Here is a 15,013-nt window from a genome sequence, read left to right as displayed (position 1 = left end):
TCAACAGAATACTGGAGAAGGTTCGCGTTCAGCGTAAACAGGTCGTTTTTACGACAGTCGCGGCGTTTTTGCGTACCGGCCAATCCGGGCATGCAGAAGACCGCCGGGCGACTATGCTCCTGTGAAGTTCTCCGGTCGGAAAACAGCCAATGCAATCAAGTGCTTCCCCGCTGACGCGATCCGCACGGCTATGGCTGTGCGGTGTGCTCGTCCTCGGCGGTTGCGTGCGGGTGGGACCGGACTTTCAACCGCCCGGCGAGGCTTGGGTCGATCACTGGAACACCCCCGCGATCGGGCACGCCAGCCAACGCACCCTGCAACCGGACATCCGCCAGTGGTGGCAAGTCTTCGCCGACCCGGTGCTCGACCAGTTGATCGCCGAAGCCGATGCGCACAATTCCAGCCTGAAGATCGCCGGCCTGCGGGTGATGGAGGCTCGCGCGCAGTTAGGCATCGCCCAGAGTGGCCGCTACCCGCAGTTGCAACAGGTCGCCGCCGACAGCGTGTACGTCGACCGTCATCAATCCGGTGGCACTAACCCGGTCGACAGCCAGTTCTGGCAGCACAGCGCGGGGTTCGACGTCGGCTGGGAACTGGATTTCTGGGGCCGTTTCAGCCGGGCCATCGAGTCTTCCGACGCCAGTTACTTCGCCGCCGAGGCCAATTATGAAGACGGCCTCGTGCTGCTGCGGGCGCAAGTGGCAGATACCTACTTTGCCCTGCGCACCACCGAAGCGCGCTTGCGCGTGGCCAAGGACAACGCCCGGCAGCAGCTACGCAACTACGAGATCACCGAAAGGCTGTTCAACAGCGGCCAGACCGCCGAACTCGACCTGCAGGGGGCCAAGACCCAATACCTCGCCACCTTGAGCACCCTCCCTGTCCTGGCAGACCAGTTATCGAGCACCCGCAATGCCCTGACCGTGCTGATCGGGCGACCACCCGGTGCACTGCCGCAGGTGGTCGAGAGCACCGGGTTGATTCCGTTGGTGGACCGAGCCGTATTGCAGGACGTGCCGGCCAATCTGCTGTTACGCCGCCCCGACGTACGCGCCGCCGAACTGAATGTCGCCGCGCAGTCCGCATTGATTGGCGTGGCCGAAAGCGATTTCTACCCGTCGCTGTCTTTGCTGGGCAGCATCGTCTGGTCAACCGACACCTTGAGCGGCACATCACGCAGTCTCGATCTGGTCGGAGGGCCCAGCCTGCGCTGGAACGTGTTCGACCACGGCCGCATCAGCAACAACGTGCGGGTCCAGGATGCGCGCCTGCAGCAATTGATCGAGGCCTACCGCGACAAGGTGCGCCAGGCGGCACGCGAAGCCGATGACGCCGCCAACGGCTTGACCCATGCCTTGCAGCGCGAACGCATCCTGCGCGAGGCCGAAGGCGCGGCTAAACGCTCGCTGGAGCTGGCCGTCATCCTGTACCGCGAAGGCTATTCGGATTTCCAGCGGGTGCTGGATGCCCAGCGTGCCTTGCTGGAACTGCAGGACAGTTACCTGCTCAGTCGAGGCGATGCGGTGAGTAATGTGATTGCCCTGTACAAGGCCATGGGCGGCGGCTGGTACAGCGCCCAGCCCAGGGTCGACGCGGCCACGCGCCGACAGATGGAACAACGCACCGACTGGGGCGACCTGCTGAACGACCCCCCGGCCGCGCAGCCCGCCTCCCCCCTTGCCCAACCAGGTAATAAACCATGAGTGAAGCCGCCTCCACCCCGCCGCCAGCGGAACCCGCCGCCGACCCGACGAAAAAAGGCGTGAAATGGGTGTTGCTGCTGATTGTCGTGAGCCTGGCCTGGTACCTGCTGGCTGACCGATTCACCCCCTATACCCAGCAGGCACGGGTCGGTGCCTTTGTGATTCCAGTGGCGGCGGAAGTCTCCGGCCGGGTGATCCGCGTCAACGTGCGCAACAACCAGGACGTCAAGGCGGGCGACGTAATTTTCGAGATCGACCCGCAGCCCTACCAGATCGCGGTCGACCGGGCCCGGGCGGATCTCGAATCCACCCGTCGACAAGTCGGCGCCAGCACCGCCGGCATCGCTTCGGCCCAAGCCAACTTGCGCGCCGCGCAGGCCAACGAACTCAAGGCGAGGCAGGACAATCAACGACTGGAAGGTTTGTATCGCGAGGACCCCGGAACCATTTCCGTGCGCCTGCTGGAAGTGTCCCGCGCCAACCGCGAACAGGCCGTCAGCCAGGTCGCCGCCGCCCGCGCCGAAGTGCAGCGCGCCCGCGAGCAGGAAGGCGGCAACGAGGAGTCCAACGCCCTGCTGCGCAGCGCCGCCACCGCTCTGTCGAAAGCCGAACTGGATCTGTCCAACACCCAGGTCCATGCACGCTCGGCCGGTTTGATCACCGACTTGCGCACCGACGTCGGCCAGTTCGCCGCGGCCGGGAACCCGGTGATGACCCTGATTGCGATCCACGACGTCTGGATCAGTGCCGACATGACCGAGAACAACCTCGGCCTGATGCGTCCCGACAGCCCGGTGTTGATCGCACTGGATGCGTTGCCCGGCGAAGTGTTTGCCGGGCGCGTGCGCAGTATCGGTTATGGGGTCAGCGTCGGGCAGCCGACCGCTCCCGGCAGTCTGCCCACGGTGCAGAACAGCCGCGACTGGCTGCGTCCGGCCCAGCGTTTTCCGGTGATCATCGAGTTCTCGCCGGACGCCTTGACCATGCTCAAGGACAACCGTGCCATTCGTGCCGGCGGCCAGGCCGAGGTCATGGCCTTCCCGTCCGAGGGCAATGTCCTCAATCCCCTGGGAAGGATGTTTTTGTGGCTGATGAGCTGGCTGTCCTATGCCTACTAAACGCCCGCCGCGGGTCCAGCGCGCGTTGCGCCTGGCCAGCGGCACCGCACTGTGCCTGGCCGCAAGTTTCGGCCTGGCGCTGCCGATCCCGTTCCTCGCGCCGGTGCTCGGTGCCTTGCTGCTGTTCAGCCTCAATCGTCCGTTACCGTTCAAGGCCGCCCTGGTGCTGGCGGTGACCGCGATGCTGACCACCGGCATTGGCCTGCTGTTGATCCCGGTGTTGCGCTACTACGCCTTCAGCGGCGTGCTGTTGATTGGCATCAGCCTGCTGATGGTCTTTCGATATGGCCAACGGGGCGGCAACAATCTGGTGGTGACCTTTCTGGTGATCGGCCTGACCATGATTCCCTCGGCCGGGGTCGTCGATTTCGGTCTGGCAGCAATGGTCATCAAGGCGCTGATCAGTGGCTTGCTGCTGGCCGTGACGATCGGTGCCTTCAGCCACTGGCTGTTCCCCGAACCGGACAATGCCCCGGCGCCGCCGCCCGCCGTCCCGCTGCCGGAGGCCGACGTCGACCGGGTCGCGCTAAGGGCCACCCTGATCGTGATTCCGACCTTCCTGCTGGCGCTGATCGATCCCGCCAGCTACCTGCCGATCGTCCTCAAAGCCGTCAGCCTCGGCCAGCAGAGTTCCAGCACCAACACCCGCGACGCCGCGCGCGAGCTGGTTGGCTCGACGTTGCTCGGTGGTCTGCTGGCGATCCTGTTCTGGAGTGCACTGAGCGTGTTTGTGCATCTGTGGATGTTCTTTTTGTGGATGCTGCTGTTTGCCCTGATCCTTGCGCGCAAGCTCTATGGCCTGAGCCCGGGCCGGCTAAGTCCGGGCTTCTGGCTCAATACCCTGATCACACTGATTATCCTGTTGGGGCAGTCGGTTCAGGACAGCCTGCTGGGAAAGGACGTCTACACCGCGTTCGCGATTCGCATGGGGCTGTTTATCGCGGTGACGCTGTATGCGTGTTTGATGGTGCATTGGCTGGATAAGCGACCGGCCACAAAAATCAGTGCGAGCCTGCACTGAACTTGTGCCCTGCACTGATCTTGTGAGTTGAACTGACCTTGTGGCGAGGGAGCTTGCTCCCGCTGGACTGCGCAGCAGGCCCTTCTTTTCATGCATCGTAGGGCCACTTCGCGTCCCAGCGAGGCGGTGGTCCCACAAACACCCTTGCCATAAGGCCGGTCTACACCTGCTCAGGGATTAACCTGATACCCCTTGCCCTGCAGGCAGCTCGTATAAGCGGTGGAAGTGGTCGAGGCGTTGGTTTTCTCCTGGGCACGCCGCTCCTGACGCTGGCGCGAACCACCGACCACGGCACCGGCCGCAGCGGTCTGTTTGGCGCGGTCTTGCCGGTAATCCTGCTTGGTGTTGTCATCGACGCGATCATAGATCTCGTCATGCTGATTCCCGCGCACCTGCGCCGCCGTGGCGCCGGCGGCAGCCCCCACAGCCGCGCCCTTGACCCGTCCACCGGAAGGCGTCGAGGTCGTCGATGTACTACTGGCGGCGATGCTGTTGCATTCATTGATGTCGAGTTGGGTCTGTTGCGAACTCTGGCCCTTCATCGGTACGACCGTTTGTGCCCAACCCTGGGCACTGAAAACCGACAATACGACGCACAGGCCAATGGGCGACAATCTGTTCATGATGTCCTCCGGATGGGCGCGAGTGGCCCAAAGAGAGTGTAGATCAGCCCTCCTGGCCAACCTCCATGACCAGACAATTTCCGACTCAACGCACCGGCACCGCCTCCAGCTGTGCGCCCTTGCAAGGCCCGTCGATGCAGTGCCCGTCTTCGAAGCGAAACATCGCACTGTTCTGGTTAGGCACCCAATCCCCTTGTGTGTGTGGCTTGCCCGCGATGGCGTCAGGCCAGGCAATTTCGATGTCGAATGTGCCGGCCCGTTCGCTGGCAAGCCAGCTCCTAAAGGTCTTGTGGTGTCATTTGGGCTGCGGATACAGCTGTTCATTGAACTGCGAGAGCTTTGGAAACACGAGTGGCTGATCATCACTCAGATGCTGCAACCGCTGCGCATAATCCACCAGAAATTGTCCACGCGCCTCATCGCTGATGTACGGCACATGCCACGCCACGAACGGTTCCAGCACATCAAAACCAACGTAAGCCAGGGTCCCGCGCAGGATCGGCCGCAGCATGTCCTGCAACGGACCATGAATCGCGTCTTCGCCGAACATGTGTTCGCGGCCACCCAAAGTGACGGTGACCAATGCCTTTTTACCGGCCAGGCCACCTTGGTCATAAAAGCGTTTGCCGCCATAGCAGATGCCGGACACCAGCACCCGGTCGATCCAGCCCTTGAGGATCGCCGGGGTGGAGAACCAGAAGATCGGGAAGTTGAGGATCAGCAGGTCGGCCCACAGCAGTTTGTCCAGTTCGGCCTGGATGTCCGCCGCCAGCGACTGGCTTTTCACCCCCAGGCGTTGCTCCAGGGCGTACACCAGATACTCGGGGTTTTCCCGCGAGGAGAAGTCATCGGCGCTGGCCACCGGGTTCCAGTTCATTTTGTACAGGTCGCTGACCTGCACTTCATGGCCCTGGGCTTCAAGGGTCGCGACCGCTTGATCGCGTAAAGCCGCGGTGAAGGATTGTGGCTCTGGATGAGCGTGGACGATCAGTACTTTCATGGTGATTCCTTAGACTTTTTCCAGCGTAGGGTTTGAATTCGGGAGTGCGCGGCTGGCCAGCAAGCGGTCGAGCCAGTCGGGGTCCATTTGCGGTTCGGACGAAAACAGCAGTCCGGTGTAATCCTGGTGCGGCGGGGTGAAAATCTTGCTGCGTGAGCCGTGGTCGACCACCCTGCCCCGTTGCATCACCAGCACTTCATCGGCAATCGCACGCACGGTCGCAACGTCGTGGGTGATGAACAGGTAGGCCACGCCCAGCTGTTGCTGAATACGATTGAGCAGTTTGAGCACGCCTTCGGCCACCAGTTGATCCAGTGCCGAGGTGACTTCGTCGCAGATAATCAACTGCGGGTCGGCCGCCAGTGCCCGGGCGATGCAGATCCGTTGTTTTTGTCCACCGGACAGTTCCCGGGGCTGACGCTCCATGAAGGTGGCTGGGTCGAGCTCGATCATCTCCAGCAACTCGGCCACCCGCGCACGCATGGCCTTGCCCTTGAGCCCCAGGTAAAAGGTCAGCGGCCGCCCGATGATATCGACGATGCGCTGGCGTGGGTTCAGCGCCGTGTCGGGAATCTGATAAATCATCTGGACGCGCCGCAGCTGCTCCTTGCTGCGCTGGCGAAAGTCCGCCGGCAATGGCTGGCCGTCATACAGCACCTGGCCCGAGGTCGGCGGCAGCAGACCGGTGATCAGTCGCGCGGTGGAGCTTTTGCCGCTGCCGGATTCGCCGATGACCGCCAGGGTCTGGCCACGGTACAGCTTCAGCGAAACGTCGTGCAGCACCGGCTGACGACCGTAACTGGCGCAGCTGTTGCGCAGTTCCAGCAGCGGCTGTTCCTGTTGCGGAAGCGCCTTGGGCTCGGTGCGGAAACTGCGTACCGCCCACAACGACTTGGTGTAGTCCTGCTGCGGATCGCCGAGCATCTTGCGGGTCTCGGCCTCTTCCACACGCTTGCCGTGGCGCAGCACCATGATGCGGTCGGCCATCTGCGCCACCACCGCCAGGTCGTGGCTGATGTAGATGGCCGCGCTGCCGTAGGTTTTCACCGCATCGCGAATCGCCGCCAACACTTCGATCTGGGTGGTGACGTCCAGCGCGGTGGTCGGCTCGTCGAAGATGATCAGGTCGGGATGGCAAGCCATGGCCATCGCCGTCATCACCCGCTGCAACTGACCGCCGGAGACCTGGTGCGGATAACGCTGGCCGATCTGTTCGGGATTGGGCAGGCGTAGCACGCGGTACAGTTCCACGGCTTCAGCCATGGCCTGTGAGCGGCTCATGCCGCCATTTTTCACCGCCGTTTCGACATGCTGGTCGATCAGTCGATGGGCCGGGTTGAACGAAGCGGCCGCGCTTTGTGCGACGTAGGCGATGCGCAAGCCGCGCAACTTGCGCAGGGCTTCGGGTTTGGCCTTGAGCAGATCGATGCCGTCGAAATGCACCGAACCACCGGTGATCTTGCAGCCGTCACGGGTGTAGCCCATGGCTGACAGGCCGAGGGTCGACTTGCCCGCTCCCGACTCACCGATCAGCCCCAGCACTTCGCCGCGCTGAAGGGTCAGGTCAATGCCCTTGATCAGCGGATGCCAGGCGTCTTCGTAGTGACCTTCGATATGCAGGTTGCGGATTTCCAGCAAAGGTTTGGAGGTCGTCATGTTCAGCATTCCTTGAGGCCGCTGGATTGATGCAGCATCCAGTCGACGACGAAGTTGACGCTGACCGTGATCAATGCCACGGCCAGGGCAGGCAGCAACGGGCTGATGTCGCCAAAGGTAATCAGTACAGCGTTGTCGCGCACCATGCTGCCCCAGTCAGCGGTGGGCGGTTGAATACCCAGGCCGAGGAATGACAGCGCACTGATGAACAAAAACACAAAGCAGAACCGCAGGCCGAACTCGGCAATCAACGGTGCCGCCGCGTTCGGCAACACTTCGCGGGTCACCAGCCACCACAGTCCTTCACCCCGCAGGCGTGCCGCTTCAACGAAGTCCTGGACCACGACGTTCATTGCCACCGCCCGGGACAGACGAAACACCCGGGTCGCATCCAGCAGCGCGATCACCAGCACCAACGAGGTCGCCGTGGTGCCGACCACACTGAGAATCAGCAAGGCAAAGATCAACTGCGGAATCGCCATCAGGATGTCCACCACCCGCGACAGCCCCTGATCGATCGCACCGCCCTTGATCGCCGCGACCAGGCCGCTCAAGCCACCGAGCAGGAACGCCAGCACCGTGGTGAGGAAGGCAATGCCCAGGGTATTGCGCGCGCCGTAGACCAGGCGGCTGAACATGTCGCGCCCCAGGTTATCGGTGCCCAACAGAAACGGCCCGCCCCACGGCGCGAAGCCCTCGCCCACCACCTGGGTTTCGCCGAAGGGCGCCAGTACCGGGGCGAACAGCGCCACCAGGATGTACACAACGATCACCAGCAATCCGAACTTGGCACTTAGCGGCGCCCGGAGCATTTGTTTAAGCAAGCTCATGGTCTACCCCTTTGGATGCATCAGGCGTGGGTTGCTGGCAATCGACAGCACATCGGCGCTGGTATTGAGCAGGATGTAGGTCGCCGCGAAGATCAGGCTGCAGGCCTGCACCACCGGGATATCGCGTTTGGCCACGGAGTCCACCAGCAACTGGCCGAGGCCGGGATAGACAAACACCACTTCGACCACCACCACGCCCACCACCAGGTACGCCAGGTTCAGCGCCACCACGTTGACGATCGGTGCCAGGGCATTGGGCAAGGCATGGCGAAAGATGATCCGCGACTGGCTGATGCCCTTGAGCCGGGCCATTTCGATGTAGGGGCTGGCCAGCAGGTTGATCAGCGAGGCGTGGGTCATGCGCATCATTTGCGCGATCACCACCAGGCTCAGGGTCGCCACGGGCAGCACCGAGCGCTCCAGAATCGTGCCAAGGGACGCATCCGGCGCGAGATTGGAAATGCTCGGGAACCAGTTGAGCTTCACCGCGAACACCAGGATCAGGATGTAGGCGACGAAGAACTCGGGAAACGACACCGCACTCAGCGCCGAGGTGTTGAGCAAACGGTCGAACCAGCTGTTGCGGTACAACGCCGCGAGCATCCCCAACAGCAACGCCAACGGCACCGACACCATGGCCGCCAACAACGCCAGGCTGAAGGTGTTGCCCAGTCGCGCACCCACCAATTCAGCGATGGGTCGCTGGTTGGCCAGGGAGACACCAAGATCGCCTTGCAACAGGTTCCAGATCCAGTGCCCGAAGCGGGTCAGTGGCGGCATGTCCAGCCCCAGTTGCGCACGGAACGCCGCCACGGTTTCCGGGGTGGCGGATTGGCCGAGCATGGCCTGGGCGATATCACCCGGGAGCATGCCGACCGCGAGAAAAATGATCACTGATACCGCAAACAGCGATAACAGCCCCAATGCCAAACGCTGAAGTAGCAACCTGAAAATACTATTCACCGCGCAGTTCCTTACGAAGACCACCATTTCCAACTGTAGGAGCGAGCCTGCTCGCGATAGACGTCAACGATGACGCGGACAGTCTGAGTATCCGCGTTGCCTTGACCTTTCTCGCGAGCAGGGCTCGCTCCTACAGGGGTTCTTCATCTTTGCCGAACGCTTACGCCTGCCACCAGCGCTCGATTACCCGCAGCCCATCCAGCTCGCCATAGGGCGCAGTCTGCCCACCGTGCGCGACCCTGTTGGAGCGCGCCGCCACGGAACTGGCGAACAGCGGCACGATTGCCCCGCCGTCATCCCGGCACAGCGACTGCATTTCGTTGTACATCTCGCGGCGCAGCGGGTCGTTCATCTCGCCACGGGCAGCGTTGAGCAGTTGATTGAAGCGCGGGTTGTCCCAATGGGTTTCGTTCCATGCCGCGCCCTTGGCGTAACCGATGCTGAACATGCGGTCGGCGGTCAGGCTGCTGTACCAGAACGACGTGGTGAAAGGTTGCTTCATCCACACGTTGGTGAAGAAGCCATCGGCCGGCTCGCGTACCACGTCTATGTCGATCCCGGCTGCGCGGGCTTGCTCCTTGAACAGCACCGAGGCGTCGACGGCGCCGGTGTACGCTGCGTCCGAGGCTTGCAGGCGCACCTTGAGCGAATCCATGCCGGCCTTTTTCAGGTAGAAACGCGACTTGTCCGGATCGTAGCTGCGTTGTTCCAGTGCCGTGTTGATGAAGCGGCTGCCGGGCTGGATCGGGTGATCATTGCCCACCAGGCCATAGCCGTACAGCACCGAGGCCAGCAGGGTTTCACGGTTGATTGCGTGCTTCATCGCCATACGCACGTCATTGTTCTGGAACAGCGGACTGTCGGTGAGCATCGGGAAGGTGTAGTGCTGCGCGCCCTTGGTTTCTTCGATGACCAGGTTCGGATTGCGCTTGAGCAGGGCCACGGTTTTCAGGTCGACCTTGTTGATCACGTCCACTTGCCCGGTGACCAACGCGTTGATTCGCGCGGCGCCGTCGCCAATGGCGATCAGTTCGGCGCTGGCGAAGTGCGCCCGCCCCGCTTTCCAGTAATCCGGGTTGCGTTCCAGGGTCATGCGCACACCCGGTTCGAAGTTCTTCAGGCGATAACCGCCGGTGCCGACACCGGCCTGCCAGTCCGGCACGCCGTCCTTGCTCGGCATGATCACCAGATGGTAATCGGCGACCACATAGGTGAAGTCGGCGTTGCCCGAATGCAACTCGAACACCACGCTGTCGCTGCCGTTGGCGCTTACCTTGGCCACATCGCCCAATACGGTCTTGGCCGCCGAGCTGGATTTGTCCCCGAGGTGATGCTGGATCGAGGCGACCACATCGTCGGCAGTCAGGGTCTTGCCGTTGTGGAAGGTCACGCCCTGGCGCAATTTGAAGGTCCAGACCCGGGCGTCCGGGGTCGAGGTCCAGCTTTCAGCCAGTTCGGGGATCGCCGAGCCGTCGACGGCAATTTCGGTCAGGGTGTTATAGATCGCCGAGAACCCGACGAAGGTAAAGGTATCGACCCAGGAACCAGGGTCTTTCGAGTCGGTGGTGCTGGCACCGGCCAGGCCCAGGCGCAGCACGCCACCTGGCTTGGGCGTCGCCTCTGCCGCCATGGCGCCGAATGGCAGGCCCATGGAGTACGCGCCGGCAACCGCCGCGGCAGTCGCGCTGTACTTGAGAAAGTCGCGACGCGCAAAGCTGAATTCATGGTTCGCTTGAGTAATCTTGTTTTTGTTATCGCTCATTGCATTGCCTCTGATTGAAAGCTAAGGAAATACCCGTTCAAAACCACGCGAAACACCGGGCCATGGCCCGGTGCAAACACCCTTTGAATCCTTTACCGTCACACCTGGATCGCCTTCACTTCGACGAATTCGTTAAGCCCCTCTTCCCCCCACTCCCGTCCGTTGCCGGATTGCTTGTAGCCGCCGAACGGCGCCTGATAGTTGAAGGCCGCGCCATTGAGGAAGCATTGGCCCGCCCGCAGTTGCCGCCCCAGTTGCAAGGCGCGCTCGCGGCTGCCGGCCCAGACGCCGCTGGACAGGCCGAACGGCGAGTCATTGGCGATCTGGATCGCCTGTGCCTCATCCGCGTACGGAATCAGGCACAGCACCGGGCCAAAGATTTCTTCCTGGGCAATGCGCATACGGTTATCGACATCGGCAAACAGCGTCGGGCGGACGTAATAACCGCGCTCGAAGTCCGGCGCCGAATCCCACCCGCAGAGCAACCGCGCGCCTTCGGACTGACCGAGACGGATGTACTCCTCAACGGTGCGACGCTGCGCCGCCGAACACATCGGGCCGAGGAAGCTCTGCGGATCGAGCGGATCGCCCATGCGCAGGCTCAGGGTCTCGGCCATGGCCAGTTCGAGCGCTTCGGCATAACGGCTGGCCGGCAGCAACATGCGTGTCAGCGCAGTGCAGGTCTGCCCGGAGTTGATCATCACGTCCTGTACGCCATAACGCACCGCTGCCGCGAGATCCGCATCCTCGGCGATCAGCAACGGTGACTTGCCACCCAGCTCCAGGCACACCCGCTTCACCGATGGCGCTGCTGCCTGGGCAACGCGCACACCCGCGCCGGTGGAACCGGTGAACGACACCATGTCGACGTCCGGGTGCCTGGACAGGGCTTCGCCGACCTTGGCGCCCGGCCCGCTGACCAGGTTGAACACCCCGGCCGGCAGACCGATATCCTCGATCATCTGCGCCAGCAGAAACGCGTGCAGCGGCGTTTCCTGGCTCGGCTTAACCACCACCGTGCAACCGGCGGCCAAGGCCGGCGCGAGCTTGCCGATCAACTGGTGCAGGGGGTAATTCCACGGGTTGATGAACGCACAGACGCCAACCGCTTCGCGGATCACCAGCGAGTTGCCGACTTCACGCACCTCGTCCATCAAGCCGGCGAGATCGATGTACTGCTCCAGGCCAATGATCGGCCCGTCCACCTGCACCGAACGGCTCCACTGCACCGGCATCCCCAGTTCAGCGGTGATCACGGCGGCCATTTCATCGGCGCGGGTGCGCAACTGTTCGGCCAGCGCCCGGATGTAACCGGCACGCACACTGGACGGCGTCCGCGACCATGGCCCGAAGGCCCGACGGGCAGCGGCGACAGCGTTGTCGACATCGCGCTCATCACCCAAGGGCACACGGCCGGCGACTTCTTCGGTGGCCGGGTTGATCACCTCGGCGATGCCCTGCCCCGACGGGATTTGCCAGCGTCCATCAATAAACAGTGCCTTGTGATCAAGCATGAACCTGAGCCTCCATCAGTTCCTGGGCACAACGGGCGATGCGCTGGCAGGCATCGCGCAACGGCGCCGCCCCCACCACCAGCCCGAGGCGAATGTGTCCGGCGGCGCTCGGGCCAAAGGCTTCGCCGGCCAGCACCGATACGCCGTGGCGATCGAGCAGGCGGTCGGCGAATGCCTGGGCGCTGAGGCCGGTTTCGCGGATATCGACCATCACGAACATGCCGCCATCGGGCTTCAGCGCACGCACGCCGGGGCAATCGGCCAGGCTTTCGCACACCAGATCACGGCGCTGCCGATAGGCTTCGCGCATGGCTTCCAGTTCCGGTAACTGGCTCTCCAGTGCCACCACGGCGGCGTCCTGGATAAAGTCCGGCGAGCCGTAGAGCATGCACAGCGCCAGGTTTTCCAGGTGCGCAGACAGAGACAGCGGCGCCACCACCCAACCCACGCGCCAACCGGTCATGGCATGGGATTTCGACAGGCTGTTGAGGGTCGCGGTGCGCTCGGCCATGCCCGGCAGACTCGCCGGGCTGACGTGTTCGCCGTCAAACAGCAGCTCGCTGTAGACCTCATCGGAAATCAGCCACAGATCGTGGGCGATGCACAGTTCCGCCAAGGCTACCCAGGTGCTGCGCGGCAGGCTCGCGCCCGACGGGTTGTGCGGGCTGTTCAGCGCCAGGGCACGGGTCCGAGGCGTGATGCGGGCGGCGACGTCTTCGGGCAGTACGCGAAAGCCGTTTTCCGAACGCACCGGCACCGGCACGACCTTGGCCCCGCAAGCACCGAACACGGCTTCGTAGGTGACGTACATCGGCTCGGCGACGATCACTTCATCGCCGGGGTTGAGCACGCACTGAGCGACGCTGAACAGTGCGCACTGCGCCCCGGCCAGCACCGTGACCTCATCCGCCGACACCGACTGCCCGCTGCGTTGCCCGTGGCGTTTGGCGATGGCTTCACGCAGGGCACGCTTGCCGCGCACCTCCGCGTAGTGGGTGTTGCCGGACAACAGGCTGTCGATGGCGCCCTGGACGATGGGTTGCGGCGTGTCGAAATCGGGGTCGCCAACCGACAGCAACAAGATGTCCTTGCCTTGCTCCAGCATGGCCAGCGCGCGGTAGTGAATATCCCAGGCGGCGGCGCCGTCACCGGCGATGCGTTGAGTCAGATCGGAAAAGCGCATGGCCCTATTCCCTCCAGTAAAGGTTGAACATCAGCGAACGCAGGCATGCTTGAGCTCGATCAGGGTGACACCGTTGCGATTGAAGCCGTGGCGCAGGTCGGTTTGCAGTTCCGCAAGGTTCTGTGGCTGCGTCACGGTGCAGCCGAAGGCGCGGCCCAGCACGGCGAAATCCGGGTTGCGCGGCAGTACGCCGATGGGTTCGATATCCAGGCCGATCATGTCGTCGCGAATCTGCCCCAGGGCGTCGTTGTTCCACAGCAACACCACCAGTGGGCTGTCCAGCTCCTCGACGGCCGTCGCCAGTTCCTGCGCGGTGTAGAGGAAACCGCCATCCCCCACCAGCACCAGGCCCGGCCGTTGCGGTGCACCGAACTTGGCGCCGATACCGGCTGGCAAGCCGTAGCCCAGGGTGCCGTAGCCGGTCGGGTGCAACCAGCTGCGGGTGGCCGCACTGGCGAAGGCGTAGTTGCCGGTGTATGCCAGCTGGGTCATGTCGGTGCTGATGAAGGCGTTGGCCGGCAGTTCGGCGGCAATGCGCTGCAGAATCGCCTGATGGATCGACTGCAACGGGCCATGGCCGGCCTGGATGGCTTCACGCAATGCCGCGACTTTGGCGATCGCGGCACCGGCATCGCGAACATCTGGCGACAGGCGTTCCAGTACGGCGGCCAAGGTCTGCTGTGCATCACCGTGCAACGCCACGGCGCATGGGTAGAAGTCATTGAACTTGCGCGGATCGATGTCCACCCGCAGCAGTTCGGCGTTGAGTGGCAGGCGTTCGCGCCAGAAATCGGTGTCGGCCATTTCCGTACCGACCGCCAGTACCACGTCGGCTTCGGCGATCAGGTTCCAGCCCGGTTCCACGCACAGCGACGAGCCGGCATTCAACGGTGCGTCCGGTGGCAGCAAGCCTTTACCGGCGACGCTGGTGAACAGCGGCGCGGCCAGTCGGGTGCTCAGTTCGGCCAGTTCTTGTGCGGCATTCAGCGCGCCACCACCGGCGATGATCATTGGCCGTTTGGCGCCGTGCAGCCTGGCGACCGCCTCGTCCAGTGCGGAAGCGGCTGGCGTACCGCGACCGGGGCGACGCACCACGTCATTGCTCCAGTCGCGAGCCACCGGTGCCGACAGCACGTCCAGCGGCACCGAGATGTGCACCGGGCGCGGACGCTCGCTGTCGAACACCGCGTAGGCGCGGGCAATCAGTTCCGGCAGGTCTTCGGCGGTCAGGGCCACGGCGGAGAACGCGGTGATGGGCGCGGTCATGGCGCGCTGGTCCTGGCACTCGTGCAGGCTGCCCCAGCCCTTGCCGAGGCTGGCGCTGTGGTTGACGCTGGAAATCACCAGCATCGGAATCGAGTCGGCGTAGGCCTGGCCGATACCGGTGGCGGCGTTGGTCACGCCAGGACCGGTGATGATGAAGCACACACCGGGTTTGCCGCTGACCCGGGCGTAGCCGTCGGCCATGAAACTGGCGCCCTGTTCGTGCCGGGTCAGCACATGACGAATGCCGCTGCCAGGCAAGCCGCGATACAGCTCCAGGGTATGGACGCCGGGAATGCCGAACACGGTGTCGACGCCATAATTGGCCAGCAGACGCACCAGCGCCTGGCCACCGGTCAAGGTTTTGCTTTGCATGT

General features: G+C 63.3%; 12 protein-coding genes and 1 pseudogene. 3 read left to right on the top strand and 10 right to left on the bottom strand.

Annotated features, from left to right (window positions below; translation table 11 throughout):
* Positions 1-149: 149 nt before the first annotated feature.
* The 3 genes from ACGJAX_RS21155 to ACGJAX_RS21145 are packed head-to-tail and all read left to right on the top strand — an operon-like array spanning position 150 to position 3,842.
* Positions 150-1,703: an efflux transporter outer membrane subunit gene (locus ACGJAX_RS21155; RefSeq protein WP_390956007.1), complete on the top strand. Its 1,554-nt coding sequence runs from the start codon at positions 150-152 to the stop codon at positions 1,701-1,703.
* Positions 1,700-2,821 carry an HlyD family secretion protein gene (locus ACGJAX_RS21150; protein ID WP_090321950.1) on the top strand — a complete coding sequence of 374 codons (1,122 nt, stop codon included), beginning with the start codon at positions 1,700-1,702 and terminating at the stop codon, positions 2,819-2,821. The genes ACGJAX_RS21155 and ACGJAX_RS21150 overlap by 4 nt, the downstream gene beginning before the upstream one ends.
* Positions 2,811-3,842 carry a DUF2955 domain-containing protein gene (locus ACGJAX_RS21145; RefSeq protein ID WP_390956005.1) on the top strand — a complete coding sequence of 344 codons (1,032 nt, stop codon included), beginning with the start codon at positions 2,811-2,813 and terminating at the stop codon, positions 3,840-3,842. Before ACGJAX_RS21150 ends, ACGJAX_RS21145 begins: the two co-directional genes overlap by 11 nt.
* Positions 3,843-4,012: 170 nt before the next feature.
* Here the strand turns inward: ACGJAX_RS21145 and ACGJAX_RS21140 are convergent, their stop codons facing one another.
* From ACGJAX_RS21140 to ACGJAX_RS21095, 10 genes and pseudogenes are all read right to left on the bottom strand, one after another.
* Positions 4,013-4,465, bottom strand: a complete 453-nt coding sequence (locus tag ACGJAX_RS21140; protein WP_248914965.1) for a YMGG-like glycine zipper-containing protein — start codon at positions 4,463-4,465, stop codon at positions 4,013-4,015.
* Positions 4,466-4,550: 85 nt separating this feature from the next.
* Positions 4,551-4,637 (bottom strand): annotated as a pseudogene (locus ACGJAX_RS21135) (2Fe-2S ferredoxin); the annotation flags it as partial.
* A gap of 123 nt (positions 4,638-4,760) precedes the next feature.
* Positions 4,761-5,465: an NAD(P)H-dependent oxidoreductase gene (locus tag ACGJAX_RS21130; protein ID WP_390956004.1), complete on the bottom strand. Its 705-nt coding sequence runs from the start codon at positions 5,463-5,465 to the stop codon at positions 4,761-4,763.
* Between the two features lie 9 nt (positions 5,466-5,474).
* Entirely contained in the window at positions 5,475-7,121 is a 1,647-nt protein-coding gene (locus tag ACGJAX_RS21125) for a nickel ABC transporter ATP-binding protein NikE (RefSeq protein WP_390956003.1), read from the bottom strand.
* A 2-nt stretch (positions 7,122-7,123) separates the two neighbouring features.
* A complete protein-coding gene (locus ACGJAX_RS21120; RefSeq protein ID WP_247255645.1) occupies positions 7,124-7,951 on the bottom strand; it encodes an ABC transporter permease in 828 nt (275 codons plus the stop codon).
* 3 nt (positions 7,952-7,954) lie between these two features.
* Positions 7,955-8,914 (bottom strand): ABC transporter permease subunit, encoded by a 960-nt coding sequence (locus ACGJAX_RS21115; RefSeq protein ID WP_390956002.1) that lies wholly within the window; start codon positions 8,912-8,914, stop codon positions 7,955-7,957.
* Between the two features lie 160 nt (positions 8,915-9,074).
* Positions 9,075-10,676 (bottom strand): ABC transporter substrate-binding protein, encoded by a 1,602-nt coding sequence (locus ACGJAX_RS21110; protein ID WP_390956000.1) that lies wholly within the window; start codon positions 10,674-10,676, stop codon positions 9,075-9,077.
* A 98-nt stretch (positions 10,677-10,774) separates the two neighbouring features.
* Positions 10,775-12,190 carry an aldehyde dehydrogenase family protein gene (locus tag ACGJAX_RS21105; protein WP_390955999.1) on the bottom strand — a complete coding sequence of 472 codons (1,416 nt, stop codon included), beginning with the start codon at positions 12,188-12,190 and terminating at the stop codon, positions 10,775-10,777.
* The gene (locus ACGJAX_RS21100; RefSeq protein WP_390955998.1) at positions 12,183-13,373 is read right to left on the bottom strand and encodes an aminotransferase class I/II-fold pyridoxal phosphate-dependent enzyme; all 1,191 of its coding nucleotides are present in this window, start codon (positions 13,371-13,373) and stop codon (positions 12,183-12,185) included. The genes ACGJAX_RS21105 and ACGJAX_RS21100 overlap by 8 nt, the downstream gene beginning before the upstream one ends.
* Positions 13,374-13,403: 30 nt before the next feature.
* A complete protein-coding gene (locus tag ACGJAX_RS21095; RefSeq protein ID WP_390955997.1) occupies positions 13,404-15,011 on the bottom strand; it encodes a 5-guanidino-2-oxopentanoate decarboxylase in 1,608 nt (535 codons plus the stop codon).
* Between the last annotated feature and the right edge of the window lie 2 nt (positions 15,012-15,013).

It is taken from the genome of Pseudomonas moorei (genome assembly GCF_042846945.1).
In the GTDB taxonomy this organism is placed as follows: Bacteria; Pseudomonadota; Gammaproteobacteria; order Pseudomonadales; family Pseudomonadaceae; genus Aquipseudomonas; species Aquipseudomonas moorei.
The sequence above is the reverse complement of the archived record's forward strand: the minus strand, read 5'-3'. Positions and strand labels throughout refer to the sequence as shown.

Bases quoted from the DNA above. Each gene is read 5' to 3' on its own strand.
- ACGJAX_RS21155 (WP_390956007.1), top strand. From the start codon at position 150: ATGCAATCAAGTGCTTCCCCGCTGACGCGATCCGCACGGCTATGGCTG.
- ACGJAX_RS21150 (WP_090321950.1), top strand. From the start codon at position 1,700: ATGAGTGAAGCCGCCTCCACCCCGCCGCCAGCGGAACCCGCCGCCGAC.
- ACGJAX_RS21145 (WP_390956005.1), top strand. From the start codon at position 2,811: ATGCCTACTAAACGCCCGCCGCGGGTCCAGCGCGCGTTGCGCCTGGCC.
- ACGJAX_RS21140 (WP_248914965.1), bottom strand. From the start codon at position 4,465: ATGAACAGATTGTCGCCCATTGGCCTGTGCGTCGTATTGTCGGTTTTC.
- ACGJAX_RS21130 (WP_390956004.1), bottom strand. From the start codon at position 5,465: ATGAAAGTACTGATCGTCCACGCTCATCCAGAGCCACAATCCTTCACC.
- ACGJAX_RS21125 (WP_390956003.1), bottom strand. From the start codon at position 7,121: ATGACGACCTCCAAACCTTTGCTGGAAATCCGCAACCTGCATATCGAA.
- ACGJAX_RS21120 (WP_247255645.1), bottom strand. From the start codon at position 7,951: ATGAGCTTGCTTAAACAAATGCTCCGGGCGCCGCTAAGTGCCAAGTTC.
- ACGJAX_RS21110 (WP_390956000.1), bottom strand. From the start codon at position 10,676: ATGAGCGATAACAAAAACAAGATTACTCAAGCGAACCATGAATTCAGC.
- ACGJAX_RS21105 (WP_390955999.1), bottom strand. From the start codon at position 12,190: ATGCTTGATCACAAGGCACTGTTTATTGATGGACGCTGGCAAATCCCG.
- ACGJAX_RS21100 (WP_390955998.1), bottom strand. From the start codon at position 13,373: ATGCGCTTTTCCGATCTGACTCAACGCATCGCCGGTGACGGCGCCGCC.
- ACGJAX_RS21095 (WP_390955997.1), bottom strand. From the start codon at position 15,011: ATGCAAAGCAAAACCTTGACCGGTGGCCAGGCGCTGGTGCGTCTGCTG.